General features: G+C 72.9%; 20 protein-coding genes. 9 read left to right on the forward strand and 11 right to left on the reverse strand.

Annotation, left to right across the window (positions count from 1 at the left end; translation table 11 throughout):
• Positions 1 to 188 precede the first annotated feature (188 nt).
• On the forward strand, positions 189 to 527 hold the full coding sequence (locus OHB09_RS18495) for a histone-like nucleoid-structuring protein Lsr2 (protein WP_006142106.1): 339 nt from the start codon (positions 189 to 191) through the stop codon (positions 525 to 527).
• On the opposite strand, the gene OHB09_RS18500 is transcribed toward OHB09_RS18495, so the two are convergent.
• A complete protein-coding gene (locus OHB09_RS18500) occupies positions 506 to 1156 on the reverse strand; it encodes an SCO3374 family protein (RefSeq protein ID WP_328918642.1) in 651 nt (216 codons plus the stop codon). The two genes, OHB09_RS18495 and OHB09_RS18500, sit on opposite strands and share 22 nt — an antisense overlap.
• A 430-nt stretch (positions 1157 to 1586) precedes the next feature.
• Between OHB09_RS18500 and OHB09_RS18505 the strand changes: the two genes are divergently transcribed.
• Together OHB09_RS18505 and OHB09_RS18510 are read left to right on the forward strand one after the other, a co-directional pair.
• Complete coding sequence (locus OHB09_RS18505; protein WP_191891910.1) at positions 1587 to 4112, forward strand: ATP-dependent Clp protease ATP-binding subunit; 2526 nt, start codon at positions 1587 to 1589, stop codon at positions 4110 to 4112.
• Positions 4113 to 4504: 392 nt separating this feature from the next.
• On the forward strand, positions 4505 to 5227 hold the full coding sequence (locus OHB09_RS18510) for a M23 family metallopeptidase (protein WP_006142109.1): 723 nt from the start codon (positions 4505 to 4507) through the stop codon (positions 5225 to 5227).
• A gap of 98 nt (positions 5228 to 5325) precedes the next feature.
• Here OHB09_RS18510 and OHB09_RS18515 read toward each other — a convergent pair whose 3' ends face one another.
• On the reverse strand, positions 5326 to 5901 hold the full coding sequence (locus tag OHB09_RS18515; protein WP_040896225.1) for a TetR/AcrR family transcriptional regulator: 576 nt from the start codon (positions 5899 to 5901) through the stop codon (positions 5326 to 5328).
• A gap of 220 nt (positions 5902 to 6121) precedes the next feature.
• Between OHB09_RS18515 and OHB09_RS18520 the strand changes: the two genes are divergently transcribed.
• Positions 6122 to 7744, forward strand: coding sequence for an MDR family MFS transporter (locus tag OHB09_RS18520; protein ID WP_006142112.1), 1623 nt, complete (start codon positions 6122 to 6124; stop codon positions 7742 to 7744).
• A gap of 86 nt (positions 7745 to 7830) precedes the next feature.
• Here OHB09_RS18520 and OHB09_RS18525 read toward each other — a convergent pair whose 3' ends face one another.
• Complete coding sequence (locus OHB09_RS18525; RefSeq protein WP_328922265.1) at positions 7831 to 8409, reverse strand: TetR/AcrR family transcriptional regulator; 579 nt, start codon at positions 8407 to 8409, stop codon at positions 7831 to 7833.
• A gap of 171 nt (positions 8410 to 8580) precedes the next feature.
• On the opposite strand from OHB09_RS18525, the gene OHB09_RS18530 reads away from it, so the two are divergent.
• A complete protein-coding gene (locus OHB09_RS18530; RefSeq protein ID WP_328922266.1) occupies positions 8581 to 9462 on the forward strand; it encodes an SDR family oxidoreductase in 882 nt (293 codons plus the stop codon).
• 31 nt (positions 9463 to 9493) lie between these two features.
• Here the strand turns inward: OHB09_RS18530 and cseC are convergent, their stop codons facing one another.
• The 5 genes from cseC to OHB09_RS18555 form a co-directional block, all read right to left on the reverse strand.
• Positions 9494 to 10909 (reverse strand): two-component system sensor histidine kinase CseC, encoded by a 1416-nt coding sequence (gene cseC, locus OHB09_RS18535; protein WP_078631084.1) that lies wholly within the window; start codon positions 10907 to 10909, stop codon positions 9494 to 9496.
• Between the two features lie 136 nt (positions 10910 to 11045).
• The gene (gene cseB / locus OHB09_RS18540) at positions 11046 to 11747 is read right to left on the reverse strand and encodes a two-component system response regulator CseB (RefSeq protein WP_006142116.1); all 702 of its coding nucleotides are present in this window, start codon (positions 11745 to 11747) and stop codon (positions 11046 to 11048) included.
• Positions 11748 to 11885: 138 nt separating this feature from the next.
• Positions 11886 to 12602, reverse strand: coding sequence for a hypothetical protein (locus OHB09_RS18545; protein WP_206316041.1), 717 nt, complete (start codon positions 12600 to 12602; stop codon positions 11886 to 11888).
• A complete protein-coding gene (locus OHB09_RS18550) occupies positions 12590 to 13141 on the reverse strand; it encodes a SigE family RNA polymerase sigma factor (protein WP_006142119.1) in 552 nt (183 codons plus the stop codon). The genes OHB09_RS18545 and OHB09_RS18550 overlap by 13 nt, the downstream gene beginning before the upstream one ends.
• Positions 13142 to 13510: 369 nt before the next feature.
• Positions 13511 to 14497: an HhH-GPD family protein gene (locus OHB09_RS18555; protein ID WP_328922267.1), complete on the reverse strand. Its 987-nt coding sequence runs from the start codon at positions 14495 to 14497 to the stop codon at positions 13511 to 13513.
• 233 nt (positions 14498 to 14730) lie between these two features.
• Between OHB09_RS18555 and OHB09_RS18560 the strand changes: the two genes are divergently transcribed.
• The gene (locus OHB09_RS18560; protein ID WP_191891914.1) at positions 14731 to 15576 is read left to right on the forward strand and encodes a hypothetical protein; all 846 of its coding nucleotides are present in this window, start codon (positions 14731 to 14733) and stop codon (positions 15574 to 15576) included.
• A gap of 57 nt (positions 15577 to 15633) precedes the next feature.
• Here the strand turns inward: OHB09_RS18560 and disA are convergent, their stop codons facing one another.
• Both disA and radA read right to left on the reverse strand, forming a co-directional pair.
• A complete protein-coding gene (disA, locus tag OHB09_RS18565) occupies positions 15634 to 16758 on the reverse strand; it encodes a DNA integrity scanning diadenylate cyclase DisA (protein WP_006142122.1) in 1125 nt (374 codons plus the stop codon).
• 80 nt (positions 16759 to 16838) lie between these two features.
• Positions 16839 to 18248, reverse strand: coding sequence for a DNA repair protein RadA (gene radA, locus OHB09_RS18570; RefSeq protein ID WP_167794216.1), 1410 nt, complete (start codon positions 18246 to 18248; stop codon positions 16839 to 16841).
• Between the two features lie 230 nt (positions 18249 to 18478).
• Here radA and OHB09_RS18575 point away from each other — a divergent pair, with 230 nt between their 5' ends.
• Positions 18479 to 20203 carry a BACON domain-containing protein gene (locus tag OHB09_RS18575; protein WP_328922268.1) on the forward strand — a complete coding sequence of 575 codons (1725 nt, stop codon included), beginning with the start codon at positions 18479 to 18481 and terminating at the stop codon, positions 20201 to 20203.
• 38 nt (positions 20204 to 20241) lie between these two features.
• Here the strand turns inward: OHB09_RS18575 and OHB09_RS18580 are convergent, their stop codons facing one another.
• Positions 20242 to 21120, reverse strand: coding sequence for a hypothetical protein (locus OHB09_RS18580; RefSeq protein ID WP_328922269.1), 879 nt, complete (start codon positions 21118 to 21120; stop codon positions 20242 to 20244).
• Positions 21121 to 21161: 41 nt separating this feature from the next.
• Between OHB09_RS18580 and OHB09_RS18585 the strand changes: the two genes are divergently transcribed.
• Together OHB09_RS18585 and OHB09_RS18590 are read left to right on the forward strand one after the other, a co-directional pair.
• Positions 21162 to 22091, forward strand: coding sequence for a Ppx/GppA phosphatase family protein (locus OHB09_RS18585; protein ID WP_040896168.1), 930 nt, complete (start codon positions 21162 to 21164; stop codon positions 22089 to 22091).
• 90 nt (positions 22092 to 22181) lie between these two features.
• Entirely contained in the window at positions 22182 to 23033 is an 852-nt protein-coding gene (locus OHB09_RS18590; protein ID WP_093597095.1) for a sugar phosphate isomerase/epimerase family protein, read from the forward strand.
• Positions 23034 to 23095 lie beyond the last annotated feature (62 nt).

Below are 23095 nucleotides of genomic sequence, written 5' to 3' on the forward strand. Positions count from 1 at the left end.
GCGTTTCCGGTGCATCCGGAGGCGGTGACGTTCCCATGTCCCGCACCGGTTCCCGCCAAGGGTTTGTGTTTTTCCTTCAAAAGCGGTTTGCTTTCCGACGTACTGCAGTACTGCATATAACAGGGGCGCGAAACAGCGGCCGAGGCCGCGGACCCCCGACCCCATGGTTTTCGATGAAAGGAAATACAGTGGCACAGAAGGTTCAGGTCCTTCTTGTCGACGACCTCGACGGCGGTGAGGCCGACGAGACCGTGACGTTCGCGCTCGACGGCAAGACGTACGAGATCGACCTCACGACAGCCAATGCCGACAAGCTCCGCGGACTTCTCGACCCTTACGTCAAGGGCGGTCGCCGCACCGGGGGCCGTGCCTCCGGCGGACGCGGAAAGGCGCGCGCCGCGGCGTCCGGCGGCAGCCAGGACACCGCGCAGATCCGTGCCTGGGCGAAGGAGAACGGCTACGAGGTCAACGACCGCGGCCGCGTCCCGGCGACGATCCGCGAGGCCTACGAGAAGGCCAACGGCTGAGCGGCCGTCCGCCGCAGCCGGATCCGGTGGCATTCCGTGGCCACCGTCTCCACCAGTCGTACGAGACCGGGGGCGCCCCCACCGCCTCCCCACGCCGGCACGGCCGGCAAGGACGACTCCACCTCGCGTCCCGGTACGGGGGGCCGCAGCCAGACGGCGGCCCCCTGCGCGCCGGCGGCCGGGGCGGGGACCGGGAGCGGCGCCGTGATGCCGCCGCCCGCGCCCAGCGCGCGCAGGTCCAGGGGCAGTGAGCCCCACTCCAGCCACTCCAGCAGTCCCGGCAGTTCCTCCGCGGCGCCCGCGGCCACCAGCAGCCGCACGCGGTCCCCGTGCAGTGCCACCGGACAGGCGGGGTCCAGTCGCCGCAGGGCCGCCGCGCCCGCCGCGCGCGGGACGTCCAGGACGTCGAACCGCAGCCCCGTGAGGAGCCGCACCGGCGGCCCCGCCGCCGTGGCCCAGCCCAGCTCGTCCTCGTACCACCGGCGCACCGCCTCGTCGGCGCTTCCCGCGGGGCCCGCAGTGTCCGCGGCGCCCGCGGCGCCCGCGGCGCCCTCGTCGGGCAGCGGCCGGCGGGGGAGCGGGAGCGGGAGCGCGGCGGAGAGGGAGGCGGTGGCGGCGGTGGAGGCCATGCCCGGAGCAACAGCCGAGCGGCGCCGCGGGTTACGCTCGGTCGCGTGCCGCGCACGTTCCGTACCCCTCTCGGCGTCCTCCCGGGCCTCGGGGCGGCGCAAGGTTGTTCGCCCGTAGCGGAGGGAACCGGTGTGCGCGGCATGGAGTGTCAGTCCCTGCGGGTAAGACATGCCTAGTGGGAGGGGGCGACGCGCGGAACGGGCCGCCCCACGTTCGCCATCGGCGTACTGGCGACTGGGGTAAGTGCCTGGCCTGCGGGAACATCGTCTCGCACCATCGGGTTGTGGCAGATGTCGGCGTTCGGGGTCAGGAGGCCATCGACGGTGTCGGCAGTTGGAATGAGCGGTCCCCGCTTGCGGGACTAAGCTGCGGAAGGACAGGGAGGGGACAGCCCCCTTACTGCCTGACCGCTCTGAGGAGCGATTAACGATGTTCGAGAGGTTCACCGACCGCGCGCGGCGGGTTGTCGTCCTGGCTCAGGAAGAAGCCCGGATGCTCAACCACAACTACATCGGCACCGAGCACATCCTCCTGGGCCTGATCCACGAGGGTGAGGGTGTCGCCGCTAAGGCCCTGGAGAGCCTCGGGATTTCGCTCGAGGCGGTCCGCCAGCAGGTGGAGGAGATCATCGGCCAGGGCCAGCAGGCCCCGTCCGGCCACATCCCCTTCACCCCCCGTGCCAAGAAGGTCCTGGAGCTGTCGCTCCGCGAGGCCCTTCAGCTGGGTCACAACTACATCGGCACGGAGCACATCCTGCTCGGCCTGATCCGTGAGGGCGAGGGCGTCGCCGCCCAGGTCCTGGTCAAGCTGGGCGCAGACCTCAACCGTGTCCGCCAGCAGGTCATCCAGCTGCTGTCGGGCTACCAGGGCAAGGAGACCGCCACCGCCGGCGGCCCTGCCGAGGGCACCCCCTCGACGTCCCTGGTCCTCGACCAGTTCGGCCGGAACCTCACCCAGGCCGCCCGCGAGTCCAAGCTCGACCCGGTCATCGGGCGCGAGAAGGAGATCGAGCGGGTCATGCAGGTGCTGTCCCGCCGCACCAAGAACAACCCGGTGCTCATCGGTGAGCCCGGCGTCGGCAAGACCGCCGTCGTCGAGGGCCTCGCGCAGGCCATCGTCAAGGGCGAGGTGCCCGAGACCCTCAAGGACAAGCACCTCTACACCCTGGACCTCGGCGCCCTGGTCGCCGGCTCCCGCTACCGCGGTGACTTCGAGGAGCGCCTGAAGAAGGTCCTCAAGGAGATCCGCACCCGCGGCGACATCATCCTGTTCATCGACGAGCTGCACACGCTGGTCGGTGCGGGTGCCGCCGAGGGCGCCATCGACGCCGCGAGCATCCTCAAGCCGATGCTGGCCCGCGGTGAGCTGCAGACCATCGGTGCGACGACGCTGGACGAGTACCGCAAGCACCTGGAGAAGGACGCGGCCCTCGAGCGCCGCTTCCAGCCCATCCAGGTCGCGGAGCCGTCCCTGCCGCACACCATCGAGATCCTCAAGGGCCTGCGCGACCGCTACGAGGCGCACCACCGCGTCTCCATCACGGACGAGGCCCTGGTCCAGGCCGCCACCCTGGCCGACCGCTACATCTCGGACCGGTTCCTCCCCGACAAGGCGATCGACCTGATCGACGAGGCGGGCTCCCGGATGCGCATCCGCCGGATGACCGCGCCGCCGGACCTCCGCGAGTTCGACGAGAAGATCGCCGGCGTCCGCCGGGACAAGGAGTCCGCGATCGACTCGCAGGACTTCGAGAAGGCCGCCTCCCTGCGCGACAAGGAGAAGCAGCTCCTGGCCGCCAAGGCCAAGCGGGAGAAGGAGTGGAAGGCCGGCGACATGGACGTCGTCGCCGAGGTCGACGGCGACCTGATCGCCGAGGTCCTCGCCACGGCGACCGGCATCCCGGTCTTCAAGCTCACGGAGGAGGAGTCCTCGCGCCTGCTGCGCATGGAGGACGAGCTTCACAAGCGGGTCATCGGCCAGAAGGACGCCGTCAAGGCGCTCTCCAAGGCGATCCGCCGCACCCGTGCCGGCCTGAAGGACCCGAAGCGTCCCGGCGGCTCGTTCATCTTCGCCGGCCCGTCCGGTGTCGGTAAGACCGAGCTGTCCAAGGCGCTCGCCGAGTTCCTCTTCGGCGACGAGGACGCGCTGATCTCCCTCGACATGTCGGAGTTCAGCGAGAAGCACACGGTCTCGCGTCTCTTCGGTTCGCCCCCCGGCTACGTGGGCTACGAGGAGGGCGGCCAGCTCACCGAGAAGGTGCGGCGCAAGCCGTTCTCGGTCGTCCTCTTCGACGAGGTCGAGAAGGCCCACCCGGACATCTTCAACTCGCTGCTGCAGATCCTGGAGGACGGTCGCCTGACCGACTCCCAGGGCCGGGTCGTGGACTTCAAGAACACGGTCATCATCATGACGACCAACCTCGGCACCCGGGACATCTCCAAGGGCTTCAACCTCGGCTTCGCGGCCCAGGGCGACACGAAGTCCAACTACGAGCGGATGAAGAACAAGGTCTCGGACGAGCTCAAGCAGCACTTCCGGCCCGAGTTCCTCAACCGTGTCGACGACGTCGTCGTCTTCCCGCAGCTGACCCAGCAGGACATCCTCGCGATCGTCGACCTGATGATCGAGAAGGTGGACGAGCGCCTGAGGGACCGGGACATGGGCCTCGAGCTCTCCCAGTCCGCGAAGGAGCTGCTGTCCAGGAAGGGCTACGACCCCGTGCTGGGCGCCCGGCCGCTGCGCCGGACCATCCAGCGGGAGGTCGAGGACACCCTGTCCGAGAAGATCCTCTTCGGCGAGCTGCGGCCCGGGCACATCGTGGTCGTGGACACCGAGGGCGAGGGCGACACGGCGACGTTCACCTTCCGCGGCGAGGAGAAGGCGGCACTGCCCGACGTCCCGCCGATCGAGCAGGCGGCCGGCGGAGCCGGTCCGAACCTGAGCAAGGAGGCGTAGCTCTCCAGGGCTGCGGCCACCGCGCACGAAGGGGCTGTCCCCGGGACTTCGGTCCTGGGGGCAGCCCCTTTTCGCACGCCCGGGACCTGCGGAAACGGGCGTAGTGGGGGTCACATTCCGGGCGCCGGTCGGTGCGCGGCGCGGTGACGTCCCGCACAGGGGACGGGCGCCGTACTACGCCCGGTAGTGGGAATACGCCGGCCCGCAAAACCGACAGGAGGACGAAAAGTCCACCGTCTCGTCACATCCCTACTAACTCACCCCAAGAGATCACGATTTTGGGCATTCGGGCGCATCGGGGTTACCAAGGACGAGCCATCCGGACGCGGGCCTCACGGCCTCGCACACCGGGTGGTTGCTTTCGGCCCTGTCCCCCAGCACCTGAGGTTTCGATGTCCTTCCGCTCCACGTTCCTCCGTCACGCCCGTACGTCCTCGCTCCGCACCCGTGCCGCCGTCCTCGGCGCCGGTCTGGGCGCCTCGGTCGTCCTGGGTGCCGGAGCCGCGGTAGCCGCCGACACCGTCGCCGCGACGCCGACCGGCAGCGCGACGTCCAGCACCCTCGCCACCGCCGTACGGGCGCAGGCCGACGCGCAGGCCGAGGCCGCCACCCACGCCCAGCAGGCCGCCGCGGCCGCGAAGGCCAAGGCGAAGGCCGCCAAGGCGAACGCCAAGGCCGCCGCCGCCAAGAAGGCCGCCTCCTGGGTCGACCCGGTGAAGAAGTACGCGCTCAGCGCCGGCTTCGACCAGAACGGCAGCCACTGGGCGCACAAGCACAGCGGCCAGGACTTCGCGGTGCCGATCGGCACGGACGTCGTCGCCGCGCACGGCGGCACCGTCGTCAAGGCCGGCGGCAACGGCGCCGGCGACGGACCGGCGTACGGCAACGCGATCGTCGTCAAGCACGCCAACGGCACGTACTCGCAGTACGCGCACCTGTCCCGGATCGACGTCAAGCCCGGCCAGGTCGTCGCCACCGGGCAGCACCTCGCCCGCAGCGGCAACACCGGCAACTCGACCGGCCCCCACCTGCACTTCGAGATCCGCAAGACCCCGAACTACGGTTCGGCCGTCAACCCGGTCGCCTTCCTGCACGCGCACGGCACGGGCGTCTGACCCTCCCGGGAAGACTTCCCCCCCACGGAGAACGGCGCGTGGCGGAGCCCTCGAGCTCCGCCACGCGCCGTTCTCGTGCCCGTCTCCGGGCGGGCCCCTCAGGCGCCGTTGTGCGCCTGTGTCACCAGGTCGATCGCGACCTCCAGGACCGCCTTGCGCTTGTCCTCCGGATCGGCCTTGAGCTCCCGCAGCGCGAACATCCCCGCGTGCAGCGTGAACAGCGCGGTGATGCAGCGGACCTGGTCGGCCAGCGGGGCGTCCACGTCCCGGATGATGGCGCTGAGCTCCAGCATCCGGTCCTTGAACATCTCGCCGATGCGCAGCTCGCGCACCGTCGCCTGGTTCTCCTGCATGAAGCGGAACAGCGGCCCCGCGTCGGAGAGGGCCTCGCTGTAGCGGCGGACGACCTCCTGCTTGGTCGCCAGGGTGTGCGGCTGCTCTCGGCCCCAGGCGATGAGCTCGTCGATCGGCCGGGTGAGGTCCCCGAAGATGCCGATGAGGATGTCTTCCTTGGTCTTGAAGTGGTAGTACAGGGCCGCCTTGGTGACGTCCAGCCGTTCGGCGATCTCCCGCAGCGAGGTCTTCTCGTACCCCTGGTCGGAGAAGAGTTCGAGGGCGACGTCCTGGATGCGCTGGCGGGTGTCGCCCCGCCGCCGGTGCCTGCTGCCGTCCATGCTGCCCATTCCGTCTCTCCTCGCACTCCCTCGGACCTGCCCGCCGGCCGGTGGTCCGGCTGCCGGAAAAAACTTACTTGACGCCCGGCTAGTTACCAGAGTACCTTCTCGCAGTGTGAAGAACTAGCCGGGCGGCAAGTAAGTATCCGAACCCGGCAGAGACCGTCCCGCATGCGGCGGCGTGCGAGGGCATCAGTGGCAAGCAGGGGATGTGGGGACGATGGCGAAGACCGCGGACATAGCGGCCGACGGGCCCGTGGGGGCCGAGAAAACCGGGGCCGGGAACGAAGGCAAGCAGCCGCGCAGCGTACGCGTCGTCCTGCTCGCCCTGATGATCGCGATGCTGCTCGCGATGCTGGACAACATGATCATCGGCACCGCGATGCCGACGATCGTCGGTGAACTCGGCGGGCTGGAACACCTGTCCTGGGTGGTCACCGCGTACACGCTCGCGACGGCCGCCTCCACACCCCTGTGGGGCAAGCTCGGCGACATGTACGGGCGCAAGGGCGTCTTCATGACCTCGATCGTGGTCTTCCTGATCGGGTCGGCGCTCAGCGGCATGGCGCAGGACATGGGGCAGCTCATCGGCTTCCGGGCCGTGCAGGGCCTCGGTGCCGGCGGTCTGATGGTCGGCGTCATGGCGATCATCGGCGATCTGATCCCGCCCCGAGAGCGGGGCAAGTACCAGGGCATGATGGCCGGCGTGATGGCCCTCGCGATGATCGCGGGCCCGCTGGTCGGCGGCACCATCACCGACCACCTCGGCTGGCGCTGGTCCTTCTACATCAACCTGCCGCTCGGCGCGGTCGCGCTCATCGCCATCAGCGTCGTCCTGCACCTGCCGAAGAAGCGCGCGCAGACCCGCATCGACTATCTCGGCGCCGGCCTGCTGACGCTGGGCATCACCTCCATCGTGCTGGTCACCACCTGGGGCGGCACGGAGTACGCCTGGGGCTCGGCCCGCATCATGGAGCTGATCGGCATCGGCGTCGCCGCGCTCGTCGGCTTCCTGTTCTGGCAGACCAAGGCGGCCGAGCCGATCATGCCGCTGCACATCTTCCGCAACCGCAACTTCTCGCTCATGTCGATCATCGGCTTCATCACCGGGTTCGTGATGTTCGGCGCCGTCCTCTTCCTGCCGCTGTACCAGCAGGCGGTGCAGGGCGCCTCCGCCACCAACTCCGGACTGCTGCTGCTGCCGATGCTCGGTGCCATGCTCGTCGTCTCGATGGTGGCCGGCCGGGTCACCACCAACAGCGGCCGCTACAAGGTGTTCCCGCTGGCCGGTGGCGTGCTGATCATCGCCGGACTGTTCCTGCTGGCCCAGATGGACACCGAGACCACCCGGCTGACCTCCGGGATCTACATGGCGGTGCTCGGCGCGGGCATGGGCTGCCTGATGCAGATCACCATGCTGGTGGCGCAGAACAGCGTGGAGATGAAGGACATGGGCGTCGCCTCCTCCTCCACCACCCTGTTCCGGACGCTCGGTTCCTCGTTCGGTGTCGCGATCATGGGCGCGCTGTTCAACCACCGGGTGCAGGACGTCATGGTCGAGCGGGCGGGTGCCCTCGGCGGGAAGATGACCGAGCAGTCGGCGCAGCTCGACGCGGCGAGCCTGGCGAAGCTGCCGGTGCAGGCCCGCGAGGCGTACCAGTACGCGGTGTCGGCGGGGACGCACTCCGCGTTCCTGCTGGGCGCGGCCGTCGCCGTGGTCGCCCTGGTGGCGGCGGTGTTCGTCAAGGAGGTGCCGCTGCGGGGAGCCGGCGGCCCGAAGCCGGCGGAGGAGGCGGCTGGGGACGCCGCCGGGGAGCGGCCGGCGGTTGCAGAGGCCGTCTGACCCTTCCCCCCACTCCGTCCGCCGAGGCCCCCCGGGTTCACCCGGGGGGCCTCGGCATGTTCGTGTGCCGGGGTGCCGGCACGGGCTCAGCCCAGGTTCGCGCTCGCCGCGCGCAGTTCGTCCAGCGCGGTCAGGGTGTGCGGGGCGAGGTCCCCGGCCTCCTCGCGGCCGGCCTCGGACCACCGGGCGTAGCCCCGCTTGAACGCGAGGACGCCCAGCTCGGCCGCGAGGTGCGCGGTCGTCTCGGGGACGCCGCGCGCGACCAGGGCCGCCGTCATCGCCTCGGCCATGCCGACGCTCTTGAGGGCATCGCGTTCCTGGAGTTCCGTACTGGCCGCCACGGCCGCCCGCAGCCGGGGGCCGAGTTCGCGGTTGGCCGGCCCCATGGCGCTCGAGGCCCGTTCCAGTCCGGCGGCCACGGCCCGCAGCGGGGTGGCGTCCGCGGGCGCCTCGGCGATGCCCTCGGCCAGCAGCCTGCTGAGCGTCTCCTGTCCCGCGACGAGCAGCTCGCGCTTGTCGGAGAAGTGCCGGAAGAAGGTGCTCTTGGTGACGCCCGCGCGTTCGGCGATCTGCGTCACCGTCGTGGCGTCGTACCCCTGCTCGGTGAAGAGGTCGACGGCCGCGACGACGAGTCGCTGGGCCGCTCCTGGTTGCCATCTGGCCATGGGGGACAGCTTAGGCGGAGAGTGATGGGACAAGAGTCCCGTCACCGTATAGGGTCGGTGATGGGACAACGGTCCCATCGATGGGCCGCCCGGTGTCCCCTCCGGTCCACCGCGGCCCTTGCCGGCCCTTTCCGGCCTTTTCCACTTCTTCGTCCCTTCCCGGGAGCACTCATGCATGTCTTCGTCACCGGCGGCACCGGCACCATCGGCACCGCCGTCGTCGCCGAACTCCTCGACACCGGCCACACCGTGCTCGCCCTGGCCCGCTCGGACGCCTCCGCCGCGACCCTGGAGAGCGCCGGCGCCGAGGTGCTGCGCGGATCGCTGACGGACCTCGACGTCCTGCGCACCGGCGCCGCCGGGACCGACGGTGTCATCAGCCTGGCCTTCGGACGCGACTACTCCGACCCCGAGGCGCTCGCCCGGGGCATCGCCGAGGAGAACGCCGCGCTCACCGCGCTCGGCGAGGAACTCCTCGGCTCCGACCGCCCCCTCGTGACCGTCTCCGGCACCCCCCGCGCCCCCGGGCGCGCCGCCACCGAGGAGGACCCGCTGCCCACCGACGGGCCCGTGGGCGGCCGGGCCCTGTCGGTCATGGCCGTGCTGGCGCTCGCCTCCCGCGGGGTGCGCAGCTCGGCCGTGCGCATGCCGCGCACCGTCCGCGAGGACGGACGGGGCGGCTTCGCCGGCCTGCTCACCGAGGCCGCCCGCCGCACCGGCGTGGCCGGCTACCCGGGCGACGGTTCCCAGCGCTGGCCCGCCGTGCACGCGCGGGACGCCGCGGTCCTGTTCCGGCTCGCCCTGGAGCGCGCCCCGGGCGGCACGGCCTGGCACGCCGTCGCCGACGAGGGCGACGCGGTCCGGGACATCGCGGAGGTCATCGGGCGGCGGCTCGGTCTGCCCGTCGAGCGGGTGCCGGACGAGACCTTCGGCCCGTTCGCACCGATCTTCGCCGCGGACCAGCCGGCCTCCAGCGCCCGCACCCGCGAGGCCCTCGGCTGGAAGCCGGTCCACCCGGGCCTCCTGGAGGACCTGGAGAACCTGCGGCCCTGACCCCCGGCCCCTCCGGTTCCCGGGCCCTTCCCTACGGGGCGCTCCGCGGCAGCATCGGATAGCTGCCGGTGCTGGTGGGGGCGTGCTCCGGGAGCCAGAGGACCGCCAACGCCCCCTGGGCCGGCGCGCTCCCGGGTGCGCCGGGGGCGCGCACATTGCGGAAGGTGAGGCGGGCGCCCAGCACCCGCGCCTGGCCCGCGGCGATGGTCAGGCCCAGGCCGTGGCCCCGTCCCGCCCGGTCGGGACTGCCGGTGCGGAACCGGCTCGGCCCCTCCTCCAGCAGCTTCTCGGGGAAACCGGGCCCGTGGTCCCGCACCCGGATCACCCGGCCCTCCACGGACACCCGCACCGGCGGCCGGCCGTGCCGAGCCGCGTTCGCCAGCAGGTTGAACAGCACGCGCTCCAGCCGGCGCGGGTCCGTGGTGACCGCCGACTCGTGCACCACCGTCACCTCGACGCCGGCGTCCTTCACCGCCACCCGCCGGGTCACGAACTGCCCGAGCATGATGTCCTGCAGCTCGGCCCGCTCCGAGGCCCCGTCCAGCCGGGCGACCTCCAGCACGTCCTCGACCAGCGTCCGCATCGCCTTGGCCCGGTCGAGCACCAGCTCGGTCGGCCGCCCAGGCGGCAGCAGCTCGGCCGCCGTGAGCAGGCCCGTCACCGGGGTGCGCAACTCGTGCGCGATGTCCGCGGTCACCCGCCGCTCCGCCTCGATGCGCTGCTGCAGCGCCTCCGCCATCGCGTCCACCGCCCGCGCGAGATCGTCGGTCTCGTCCCGTACGACGCCGCCGATCGCGTCCCGCACCCGGACCTCCGTCTCGCCCATGGCGACCCGGTTCGCCGCGGCCGCCGCCTTGCGCAGCCGGCGCGACATCTGGCCGCCGATGAGGACCCCGATCGCGCTGCCGCCGAGGACGACCGCGATCGAGCCGATCAGCAGCGCCTCGTCGAGGTCGTTCATCACACTGGCGCTGCGGTCGGTGAACGTGGTCTGCAGGGACAGCACCCTGCCGTCCTTGAGCGGCACGGCCGCCCAGATGTCCGGCACCCCGTGCAGCCCCTCCGCCACGTACGTGGCCCGCCGGCCCTGCTTGACCCTGGCCAGCAGGTCCCGGGGGATGCCCGGGTCGTCGACCTTGACCCCGAAGGCCTGGGTGCGCCCGGACTCGTACATCCGCTGCGCCACCTGGATGCGCTCGTCGGCCAGGTCACGCGAGTTGTCCAGCATCGAGACGCGCGCCGCGTTGTGCACCACCAGGCTCAGGGCGACCGCCACCAGCGCGCCGACCAGCGCGATCGCCGCGCTCAGCTTCCACCGCAGCCCCGTGCGCATACCAGGGGCGCGCGGGCCGGACTCGGGCGCGGCCGGGTCGTGCGCTCCGGAAGCACGCGCCCCGGCGCCTACGAGGACCTCGGGTCCGCCCGGTTCCGGGCCGTCGGGGAACATCACGTACGGGTCGGCCGCACCCGTACCGGGCCCGCCGCCGTCGCCGACGGCGGCACGCGCGTGCGGCACACCGCCGTCCACCGCGCCGCCGGCCCGCCCTCGGCGCCGAAACATCCTCCGCACCCTCCCGCCCCGCTCAGGCCTTCAGTTTGTAGCCGAAGCCGCGGACCGTCTCGATCCGGTCCTGGCCGATCTTCGTGCGCAGCCGCTGCACATGGACGTCGACGACGCGGGTGTCCCCGCCCCAGCCGTAGTCCCACACCCGCTCGAGGAGCTTGTCACGCGAGAGCACCGTGCCCGGCACGGCGGAGAACTCCAGCAGCAGCCGCATCTCGGTCGGGGTGAGGGACACCGGGCGCCCGGACCGGCGCACCTCCATGCCCCCGGTGTCCACCTCCAGCTCGCCGAAGGTGAGCACCCCGCCCTCCGCCGCCGGATCGTCCTCCTCGCCCCGCATGCCGCCCGCGTGCCCGAAGCGGCGCAGCACCGCGCGGATCCGGGCGACCAGCACGGCCCCGTCGAAGGGCTTGGTCACGTAGTCGTCGGCGCCCGCCTCCAGGCCGAGGACGACGTCGATGGAGTCGGCCCGCGCGGACAGCATGATCACCGGCACGTTCGACTCGTCACGGATGCGCCGGCACAGGCTCACCCCGTCGAGCCCCGGCACCATCACGTCCAGCAGCGCGATGTCGGGGCGCCGGGAGCGGAACGACTCGAGGCCCGACAGCCCGTCGGGCATGGCGGTGACCGCGAAGCCGTCGCGCTCCAGCGCCAGCTGCGTGGCCTCACGGATGACGTCGTCGTCCTCCACGAACAGGACGTGGGTCTGCTCTGCCATCGGTGCTCTCGGCCGTCTCTCTGTCGTCTCTGTCGTCTCGGGCGTCTTGGTCGAGGGGAGCGGCGGTGTGCCCCGCGCCGCCGCGGACCCGCCGGAGGGCGGGCCCGTGACCTCGGGGGACCGGTGCGCGGCGGGACCTCAGCGGGTGCTGGGCGCCGTCGTCACCTCCTGGTCCACCGCGTTGCTGTAGTCGTTGTGCACGCGGGACTGCGCGACGAAGCGCCTCCCCGCCCAGCGGTAGGTGATGACCTCCTCGCTGGACGGGTAGGTCAGCGAGTCCCCCTTGCGGTACAGCTGCTGGGTCACCACCAGGTCGCCCCGGTCGATCTCCGCGTAGACCGGCGGGTCCTCGGCCCTGAACACATTGTCGTACCCGTGATCGCCCGAGCGGTACACGTAGGCGCCGACGCCCACCGCGTCTCCACACGTCATCACGTTCACCACGATGTCGTCCGAGGGCCCCCGGGTCAGCCCGCCGTACGACACGTCCACCGGGTACTCGTCCCCGACACACGGCTTGAGCTGGCGTTTCACCGCGGGGCTGACCTTCGGGTCGCTCTCGACGAGCTTGACCGCGAGGCCCCGCCGCTTCTCCTGCTCGGCCGGGGCGGGCACCGCCTCGGAGGACGAGGGCGCGCTCGGAGTCGACTCCGGCTCCGTACGCCGCACCGAGCCCGAGGGCGAGGAGACCGGGGCCAGCGTCTCGCTGCCCGCCGGGCCCTCGTCCCGGGCGCCGGTCCCGCCCGTCCCGCACGCGGAGACGAAAAGGCCGAGGGCGGCGATCGCGGCCACCGCCGCGATCACCGCCTTGAGGGCCCTGCCGGGCCAACCGACCCCTCTGCCTAGGCCGCGCAACGCTCCCGCTCCTCACGCTCCAGCGCGCGTGCGTCCAGATCGCGGGACTCCAGCTCCTCGCGGAGCCGGGCGAGCGCCCGGTGCAGCGTGCTCTTGACCGTACCGGCCGACATGCCGAGGGCGGCGGCGGTCTCCTCCGTGGTCATCTGCTCCCAGTGTCGCAGCACGACGACGCTGCGTTGCTTCGGAGCGAGAACCTTGAGGACGTCCATCAGCAGGGCACGGTCCGCGTGCTGCTCGGCGGAGTCGTCGACGGAGGCGTCCGGGAGCTGCTCGGTGGGCACTTCCTCCAGCTTGCGGGCACGCCACCACTCGGTACGAGTGTTGATCATGACCCGGCGCAGGTAGGCGTCGGCCAGCCGCTTGTCGGCGATGCCGTCCCAGCGGCCGTACGTCCGTACGAGCGCGGTCTGCAGGAGGTCCTGGGCGTCGACCGGGTCCGGCACCAGCCGGCGCGCACTGCGCAGCAGTGCGTCCTGCCGCGTGCGGACGTACTCCTCGAACCCGAGCACCTCGCCCTGAGCCTGCGTCATGTCCATCGCCTCCCGCGCCCCGCGCCGACCTGTCGTCGGTTCTCCGTTCCGGCCGTCCTGTCCTCGCCGGGTACGGGAAGAAAGCTACGGAGGCGTTGTCACGAGGCTGTCCGAGGAAGCCTGCGGACGGCGCTCGGCTGTCCGTCGGTTGTGTAACGGAAGTAAGCGCGGGCTAAAGGGAAGGGGTGATTCCTTCCCTCGCAGGCGATTTGTGGTGGGGGTGGCGCACCTCGAACGTCATGGACGACTGTGACGTCGCTGTCGGAGGGGTGTGGAACGGCGAAGCGGGGGTAAAGATCAACGCCCGCTTCGCGGGGGCCGGCCCGGCTCGGACCCGGGAGCCGGCCCCGGGCCGAGCCCGCTGCCGGGGCGGGCTCAGCTCAGGGGAAGGCGGTACCGGCCGCCGGGCAGCGGCTCGACCAGTCCGTCGGAGACCAGGCCGTCCAGCGCGCGGGCCCGCTGCACCGGCTCGTTCCACACCCGGTCGAGGGCCGCCTGCGGAACGGGGTGCGCGGCCTCCCGGAGCACCGCGAGCAGCCGGCCGCGCACCTGGCGGTCCGTTCCCGCGTACGACTGGACGCGGCGCGGCGGGCCGTCGTGCGCGGGCTTGCCCGCGACGTGCCAGGCGCACCGGTCGGCGATCGGGCAGCGGTGGCAGCTCTCGTTCTTCGCCGTGCACACCAGCGCGCCGAGTTCCATCGACGCCGCCGCCCAGCGGGAGGCCGTGTGCTCGTCCTCCGGCAGCAGGGCGCGGGCCAGTTTGCGCTCGGCGGCCGTGGTCGCGTTCGGCGGGTACTGGACGCCGGTGACCGCGCGGGCCAGCACGCGGCGCACATTGGTGTCCAGCACGGCGTGCCGCTGCCCGTAGGCGAACGAGGCCACCGCTGCGGCGGTGTACTCGCCGATGCCGGGCAGGGCGAGCAACTGGGCGTGGTCGGTGGGGACGTCGCCGCCGTGCCGTTCCGTTATGGCGACGGCCGCGCCGTGCAGCCGCAGCGCGCGGCGGGGGTAGCCGAGGCGGCCCCAGGCGCGGACGGCCTCGCCGGGCGCCTCCTTGGCGAGGTCGGCGGGGCGCGGCCAGCGGGCGAGCCACTGCTCGTAGACGGGCAGGACGCGGCTCACCGGGGTCTGCTGGAGCATGAACTCGCTGACCATCACGCCCCAGGGCCCTGCGTCGGGGCGGCGCCAGGGGAGGTCGCGGGCGTGCGCCTCGAACCAGGCGATGACGGGACCGTGCAGGTTCCCCCCGGTGTCGGCGGGGGGAGCGGGGGTCGTGGGGTCCGCGGCGGGGGTGGGGATGGGGTGGGGCGTGGGGGAGGCGGCGGCGGGGCTGTCTGTGGTGTGCGCGGTGGGTGCTGTCATGGCGGTTTCGATCCTGCCACGGGGTGGGGGCGTGCTGCGGCGTGTCGCCCCGGCGGGGTGTCCGGGTGTCGTGGCCGTGCCCCCGTGCGGGGCACACGGCCGTGCCGGCGCGGGGGCACGGTGCCCCTTTGCACCCTCCCGGGTTCGTTGGAACAGATGATGATCCGGAAAAGTTGCCGATGAGCGGCGGGTGACGGCCAGTTGGGCGAGTGTTCTCTCGTAAGGTTTGGGCCGTGGGATCTCTGCGCAATCCGGTCGGGCCGCTTCCCTCCTCCATCTACTGGCGTCGGAGGGCCGTTCTCCTTGCCGTACTCGGGGTGCTGGCGCTCCTCGTCGTATGGTTCGTCGCCCTCGGCGGAGGCGGCGGGAAGAAGAGCGAGGGCGGGGGCGACGGCAAGAACCCCGCGCCCTCCATCACCCCGGGACCCTCCAGTTCGGGCCCCGCGATCAGCCGGCACCCCGGCGGCCGTGACGAGTCGGGCGGCGGCGAGGACGGCGGCTCGGGCGGCTCCGGCGGTTCGGACGGCTCCGGCGACGGTGCGGGCGACAGCGACGGGACCGGTACGGGCGCAGGTGCCGGGGGCGGCGGATCCGCCGGCGGTACGGAGGGCGGCGGCGCCGGGAGCGGGGGCGTAGGCGGGGTCAGCGGTGAACAGGTGCCGGCCGGCTCCACCCTGCCCAACTGCACCACGAGCGCGGTCACGTTGAACCTCAGCAGTGTCCACAACACCTACGCTCCCGAGCAGACCCCCACCCTGCGGCTGACCGCCCGCAACACCTCCGCCGGTGACTGCAAGATCGACCTCGGGCCGAAGCACGCGGTCCTGACGATCACGCAGACGGGCGAGGACGAGGACTTCTGGGCCTCCGACGACTGCGCCGAGGGCTCCGGCAGCGTCCTCTTCCGGGTGCCGGCCCAGGGCAGCGCGACCTACACGGTGAAGTGGGACCGCGAGCCGAGCGCCGCCCACTGCGCCACCCCGAAGGCGGGCAAGGCCTCGGCGGGCACCTACCTGGTGGAGGCGAAGGCCGAGGGGTTCACCAAGGCGCGGACGTCCTTCGTGCTCGCCAAGGACTGAGCCCCGCAGGCAGCCCCACGGGCCTTCGTGCTCAAGGGCTGTCCCCGGGCGCGGGGTTCAGACGTAGCGTTCCAGGATCGAGGACTCCGCGAGCCGGGACAGCCCCTCGCGGACGCTGCGGGCGCGGGCCTCGCCGACCCCGTCCACCGTCTGCAGGTCGTCCACGCTCGCGGCGAGCAGCTTCTGCAGGCCGCCGAAGTGCTCCACCAGACGGTCGATGATCGCGCCGGGCAGCCGGGGCACCTTCGCCAGCAGGCGGAAGCCGCGCGGGGAGACAGCGGAGTCCAGCGCCTCGGGGGAGCCGGTGTAGCCGAGCGCGCGGGCGACGGTGGACAGCTCCAGCAGTTCCGCGTGGCTCAGCGCGTCGAGCTCGGCGAGGGCCTCGTCGACCGTGCGGGAGCGCTTGGCGGTGGGCTCGGGCACGTAGTCCCGCACCACCAGTTCCCGCTCGGGCTCCACGCCCGCGATCAACTCGTCGAGCTGGAGGGCGAGAAGACGGCCGTCGGTGCCCAGTTCGACCACGTACTCGGCGATCTCGGTGGCGATGCGGCGGACCATCTCCAGGCGCTGCGCGACCGCCGAGACGTCCCGGACCGTCACCAGGTCCTCGATCTCCAGCGCGGACAGCGTGCCCGCCACCTCGTCCAGGCGCAGCTTGTACCGCTCCAGCGTGGCCAGCGCCTGGTTGGCGCGGGAGAGGATCGCCGCCGAGTCCTCCAGGACCCGGCGCTGCCCGTCCACGTAGAGCGCGATGAGGCGCATCGACTGGGAGACCGACACCACGGGGTACTTGACCTGCTTGCTGACCCGGTCGGCGGTGCGGTGCCGGGTGCCGGTCTCCTCCGTGGGGATCGTCGGGTCGGGCAGCAGCTGCACGCCCGCACGGAGGATCTTGGACAGGTCGGAGGAGAGCACGATGCCGCCGTCGAGCTTGCACAGCTCGCGCAGCCGCGTCGCCGTGAACTCGACGTCGAGGACGAAGCCGCCCGTGCACATCGACTCCACGGTCTTGTCGGAGCCGAGCACGATGAGTCCGCCGGTGTTGCCGCGGAGCACCCGCTCCAGTCCGTCGCGCAGGGCCGTACCGGGCGCCACGGCGCTCAGGGAGGCGCGCATCAGGCCGTCGGCACCGGAACTCCCACCGGATTTTCCGGGAGCTGCCGCCCGGTCGTTGGCTGCCACTGCACTCCTCCGGTCGCAGGTTCTGGGGCGCTCCGTGTCGCACTCTTCTTTCGTACGGACGGGCGAGACCAGGGCAAAGTCTACCGGCGGTCCTCCCGCTCCTGCGGGGCCTCTCGGCGACGGGAGCGCGGCAGGACCCGCAGCGCGTCCCCCATGTCCGCCACTTCCAGCACCTTCATGCCCGGTGGGATCTTCCCCGGATCGGCCGGGACCAGGGCATGTGTGAAGCCCAGACGGTGCGCCTCGGCGAGCCTGCGCTGCACGCCCGTGACCCGTCTCACCTCGCCCGCGAGCCCGACCTCGCCTATCGCGACGAGGTTCTTCGGCAGCGGGGTGTCGCTCGCGGCGGAGGCGAGCGCGAGGGCGATGGCCAGGTCGGCGGCGGGCTCGGAGAGCTTCACCCCGCCGACCGTCGCCGTGTAGATGTCCCGCTTGCCCAGCGCGCTGATCCGGCCGCGCTGTTCCAGCACGGCGAGCACCATCGAGACGCGGGAGGTCTCCAGACCGGAGGTGGTGCGGCGGGGAGAGGGGAGCTGGGAGTCGACCGTGAGCGACTGCACCTCGGTGACCAGCGGGCGGCGGCCCTCCAGGGTGACGGTCAGACAGGTGCCGGGCACCGGTTCGTCGCGCCGGGTGAGGAACAGGCCGCTGGGGTCGGCCAGGCCCACGATGCCCTCGTCGTGCAGTTCGAAGCAGCCGACCTCGTCCGTGGCGCCGTACCGGTTCTTGACGCCGCGTACGAGACGGAGCCGGGCGTGGCGGTCGCCCTCGAAGGACAGCACCACGTCCACGAGGTGTTCCAGCAGACGCGGGCCCGCGATGGCGCCGTCCTTCGTGACGTGGCCCACCAGCAGCGTGGCCATGCCGCGTTCCTTGGAGGCGCGGATGAGGGCGCCGGCCACCTCGCGGACCTGGGCCATGCCGCCGGGCGCGCCGTCGATCTCCGGGGAGGCGATCGTCTGCACCGAGTCGACGATCAGCAGGGAGGGCTTCACCTCGTCCAAGTGGCCCAGAACGGCCGCGAGATCGGTCTCGGCGGCCAGGTAGAGGTGGTCGTCGAGCGCCTTGATGCGGTCGGCGCGCATGCGGACCTGGCTCGCGGACTCCTCGCCCGTGACGTACAGGGTGCGGTGCTCGGGAGCGGCCGCCTTGGCCGCCACGTCCAGCAGGAGCGTGGACTTGCCGACGCCGGGCTCGCCCGCGAGGAGGACGACCGCGCCGGGGACCAGACCGCCGCCGAGCACGCGGTCCAGCTCGGGGACGCCGGTGGAGCGGGCGGTGGCCTGCCGGCCGTCGACCTCGGCGATGGGCAGGGCGGCGGTGGTGACCCGGCCGGGCGCCGTCGTGCGGACGGCGGGCGTGCCGTACTCCTCGACGGTGCCCCAGGCCTGGCATTCGGGGCAGCGGCCGAGCCACTTGGCCGTCTGCCAGCCGCACTCCGTGCAGCGGTAGGAAGGACGGTCCTTGGCGGTTTTGGTACGGGCAGCCATGCGCAAACCGTAACGGGGGGCACTGACAGCGGGGTCCCCCCGGGCTCCAGGGGCGCGGGGAACGGCGCGACGGGCCACGGCGCGCCCCCGCCCCCCCCAACCCTGCTGACGCACCGGACCCGCCGGGAGGACACCCCGCACTCGGATGAGGGATCGTTTCACCCGTACGGAGTAAAAGCGCGGAAGGGGTGAGAACGGACAGGGTGCGGGCGCCTACGGTCGCACGGGTGATGAGCAGTAGCCCGCAGACCTCCACGTACACCCCCGGCGCGCGCCCGGCGCATGGGAGCGCGCGCACCGCCGCGCGTCCATCCGGGTCGTCCGGGTCGTCCGAGCCCCCTCTGGACGGACTGTTCACCTACTGTCTGTCGGTCCTGTGCGAGCACGACGCGGCGGTCGCCGCCCTCGGCGACGTCCTCGCCGTGGCCGAGCGGCGCGGCCGCAACGGCCCGGAGGCTCCCGGCGACCGCCGCGCCTGGCTGTACGCGCTGGCCCGCTGGGCCTGCCGCCGCCGGCTCGCCCACCTCAGGAGCCCCAAGAGCCCGAAGAGCCCCATGAGCTCTGTGAGTCCCGAGGACACCGCCGACCGCCGTGCCGCCACCGTGCTCGCCGCACCCCCCGGCGCCACGGACCTCACCCCCGAGACCCGCGAGCGCCGCCGCCGCGAACTCGCGCTGCTGGCCTGGCCCGAGGCCGCCGGCACCACCCCCGAGCAGCGCGAGGCCCTCGAACTCGCCGTGCGCCACCGGCTCGCCGCCCACGAGGTCGCCGCCGTCCTCGGCCAGAACCTCGCCGCCGCCCGCGAACTCCTCGCCTCCGCCGCCTGCGAGGTGGAACGCACCCGCGCCGCCCTCGCCGTCGTGGAAACCGGCACCTGCCCCGGCACCGCCCACCTCACCGGGGACCGCCGGCTCGTCCTCGGCACCGCGCTGCGCACCGAACTCGTCCGGCACGTGGACGACTGCCCCCGCTGCCGCCGCACCGCCGAACGCGTCCTGCCCGGCAACTGGCCCGGCGCCACCGTCACCCCCGACGCGCTACCGGTCCTGCCCGCGCCCCGCGCCGCCCTGCGCGCGGCGGCGGCCCACCCCTCCCGGGTGCGCGGCAAGGGCCCGCGCTTCGACCGGCGCGGCTTCCCCCTGGACCCCGGCGACCACGCGGCCCGCCGTGAACGCCTGCGTGCCCGGGCGCTCACCACGACGGTCGTCGCCACCGTCGTCGCCGCCCCCGTCCTCGCGCTGTGGGCCGCCTACCGGGGCGCCCCGCTGATCGGCGAGGGCACGGACGGCAGGCCCGCCACCGCCGGCGAGGCCCCGGACGCCGGGGCGGCCGAGGGCGGCACGGGCCCGTACGAGAACGCGGGCAACGCCCGCGTGAGCCCCGATTCCCGCCGCTCCGGCCGCCCCCGCCCGGCCGGGGACGTGGACGTCGCCGTGGTGGGCGGCGACACGGACTCCCGCGGCACGGGCCGCCTCGCCGTCGGCGCGGAGAGCAGCGGCACGACGACCGTCATCACCCTGCGGGCCACCGGGGACTCACCGGTGCGCTGGTCGGCGAGGAGCGGCGCGCCCTGGCTCTACCTCAGCCGCACCTCCGGCACCCTCGCGCCCGGCGAGTCCGTGACCGTGCGGGTGTACGTGGACCACCTGCGCGAACCCGCCGGTCCCTGGCAGGCCCGCGTGACGCTCGCCCCCGGCGGCACGGCGGTCACCATCGAGGGCTACGGCACGGCCGGAACCCCGGCCCCGGACGCCGACCCGCCGGCGCCGCCCCGCGGTCATCACCACCACCATCACCACACGCGGCCCCCGGCGAGCCCCGGTACACCCGATCCCGACCCCACGCCGGACGACCCGGCACCGGACCCGAGCACCACCGACCCCGGCACGCCCTCCGGCGAGGAGGGCTCCACGCCCCCCACCGACACCCCGGACGCGGCGAGCCCCGCGCAGTGAGCCCCGCCCGGTGAGCGCAGCGCAGTGAACGTCCGCGCTCAGACCGCCGGGCTCGCCGGGCTCGCCGGGGCCTCCGCAGGCACCGGGTCCGCCGGGTGCGGGGCCACCAGCGGCAGCCCCCGGGACAGTCGCTCCTCGCACAGCTCGACCAGCCGGTCGTACCCGGCCTTGCCCATCAGCTCGGTCAGCTCCGCACGGTAGGAGACGTACACCGGGTCGCCCGCGCCGTGCGCCGAGGTCGCCGAGGTGCACCACCAGTGCAGGTCGTGCCCGCCCGGGCCCCAGCCCCGGCGGTCGTACTCGCCGATCGACACCTGCAGCACGCGGGTGTCGTCGGGCCGGTCGATCCAGTCGTAGGTCCTGCGCACCGGAAGCTGCCAGCACACGTCCGGCTTGGTCTCCAGCGGCTCGCGACCCTCGCGCAGCGCCAGGATGTGCAGGGAGCAGCCGGCGCCGCCCGCGAAGCCCGGGCGGTTCTGGAAGATGCACGAGCCCTGGAACGGGCGCGTCTGGCGGGAGCCCTCCTCGTCCTCGGAGACCCAGCCGCCCGCGTGCCCCTCGTCGTGGTGCTGCCAGATGTCCGGCGTGAGCCTCGCCACATGGCCGGCGACGCGCTCCTCGTCCTCCTCGTCGGAGAAGTGCGCGCCCAGCGTGCAGCAGCCGTCCTCGGCGCGGCCCGCCTCGATGCCCTGGCAGCCGGCGCCGAAGACGCAGTTCCAGCGCGAGGTCAGCCAGGTGAGGTCGCAGCGGAAGACCTGCTCCTCGTCGGCGGGGTCGGGGAACTCCACCCACGCCCGCGCGAAGTCGAGGCCCTTCTCGTCGGAACCGTCGCGCAGCGGCGAAGGGGCCTTCGGACCCGCCGCGGCCCCGGTGTTTTTGCCCCGCTTGCCGCTCTTCGCGTTTTTCGTCTTTGGCACGCCTCCAGAGTAAGTGCCCGCCGGCAGTAGCGTTTGCGTCCATGAGACTCGGTGTCCTCGACGTGGGATCGAACACGGTCCACCTCCTGGTGGTGGACGCGCACCCCGGTGCCCGCCCGCTGCCCGCGCACTCGCACAAGGCCGAGCTGCGGCTCGCCCAACTCCTCGACGAGGACGGGGCGATCGGCACGGAGGGCGTCGACCGCCTGGTCGCCGTGGTCCGCGAGGCCCTCCAGGCCGCCGAGGACAAGGGCGTGGAGGACCTGCTGCCCTTCGCCACCTCGGCGGTGCGCGAGGCCCGCAACGCCGACGAGGTCCTCGCCCGGGTCCGCGAGGAGACCGGCGTCGAGCTCCAGGTGCTCAGCGGCGAGGAGGAGGCGCGGCTCACGTTCCTCGCCGCCCGCCGCTGGTTCGGCTGGTCGGCCGGGAAGCTGCTGGTCCTCGACATCGGCGGCGGCTCCCTGGAGATCGCCTACGGCATCGACGAGCAGCCCGACGCCGCCGTGTCGCTGCCCCTGGGCGCGGGCCGGCTGACCGCCGGGCGGCTGCCGGGCGACCCGCCCGCCCCCGACGACGTCCGCGCGCTGCGCAAGCACGTGCGCGCCGAGATAGCGCGCACGGTGGGAGTGTTCAGCCGCTTCGGGCCGCCGGACCACGTGGTGGCCACGTCCAAGACCTTCCGCCAGCTCGCCCGCATAGGCGGCGCCGCCCGCTCCGCGGAGGGCCTGTACGTGCAGCGCGAGCTGAAGCGGGAGTCCCTGGAGGCGTGGGTGCCCCGGCTCGCCTCGATGACCACGCGGGAGCGCGCCGACCTCCCCGGCGTCTCCGAGGACCGCGCCCACCAGCTCGTGGCCGGCGCGCTGGTCGCCGAGGCCGCGATGGACCTGCTCGGCGTGGAGTCCCTGGAGATCTGCCCCTGGGCCCTGCGCGAGGGCGTGATCCTGCGGAGCCTCGACCAGATGGGGACGTAGGAGGGGCGCCCCGGACGGTGCCCGGCAGTGAGCATCCCCACTCCCCGGGCGCCCCCACACCACCCGACCGCACCCCGTAACCTGTCCCCCATGGCGGAGCCCCCCGTGCAGATCCCGGCCACGGAAACGCAGATCCCGGACACGGAACCGAAGGTCGCCCTGTCCACCGCCTCCGTCTACCCGGAGTCCACGGCGACGGCCTTCGAGATCGCCGCGCGCCTCGGCTACGACGGCGTCGAGGTCATGGTCTGGACCGACCCGGTCAGCCAGGACATCGAGGCACTGCGCAGACTCAGCGACTACCACCGCGTACCGATCCTCGCCGTGCACGCCCCCTGCCTGCTCATCACCCAGCGCGTGTGGTCCACCGACCCCTGGACCAAGCTCCAGCGGGCCCGCGCCGCCGCCGAGAAGCTCGGCGCGAGCACCGTCGTCGTCCACCCCCCGTTCCGCTGGCAGCGGCAGTACGCGCGCGCCTTCGTCGAGGGCGTCTGGCGCATGGCGGACGAGACCGACGTGCGGTTCGCCGTGGAGAACATGTACCCCTGGCGCTACCGCGACCGCGAGATGCTCGCCTACGCCCCCGACTGGGACGTCACCAAGGACGACTACCGGCACTTCACGATCGACCTCAGCCACACCGCGACCGCCCGCACCGACACCCTCGCCATGCTCGACCGCATGGGCGACCGCCTCGGCCACGTCCACCTCGCCGACGGCAAGGGCTCGGCCAAGGACGAGCACCTGGTGCCCGGCCGCGGCGGACAGCCCTGCGCGGAGGTCCTGGAGCACCTCGCGCGCACCCGCTTCGACGGCCATGTCGTGATCGAGGTCAACACCCGCCGCGCCATGTCCGGCGCCGAACGTGAGGCCGACCTCGCGGAGGCGCTGGCCTTCACCCGCCTCCACCTGGCCTCCACCGCCCGTGCCGGACGCGGCTGAGGGCTCCCGGGCCGGCACGCCGCGCGAGACGCACATCCCGCATTCCGGACGGCCCGTCCCGG

This window comes from Streptomyces griseoaurantiacus, assembly GCF_036189845.1.
GTDB classification, from domain to species: domain Bacteria; phylum Actinomycetota; class Actinomycetes; order Streptomycetales; family Streptomycetaceae; genus Streptomyces; species Streptomyces griseoaurantiacus.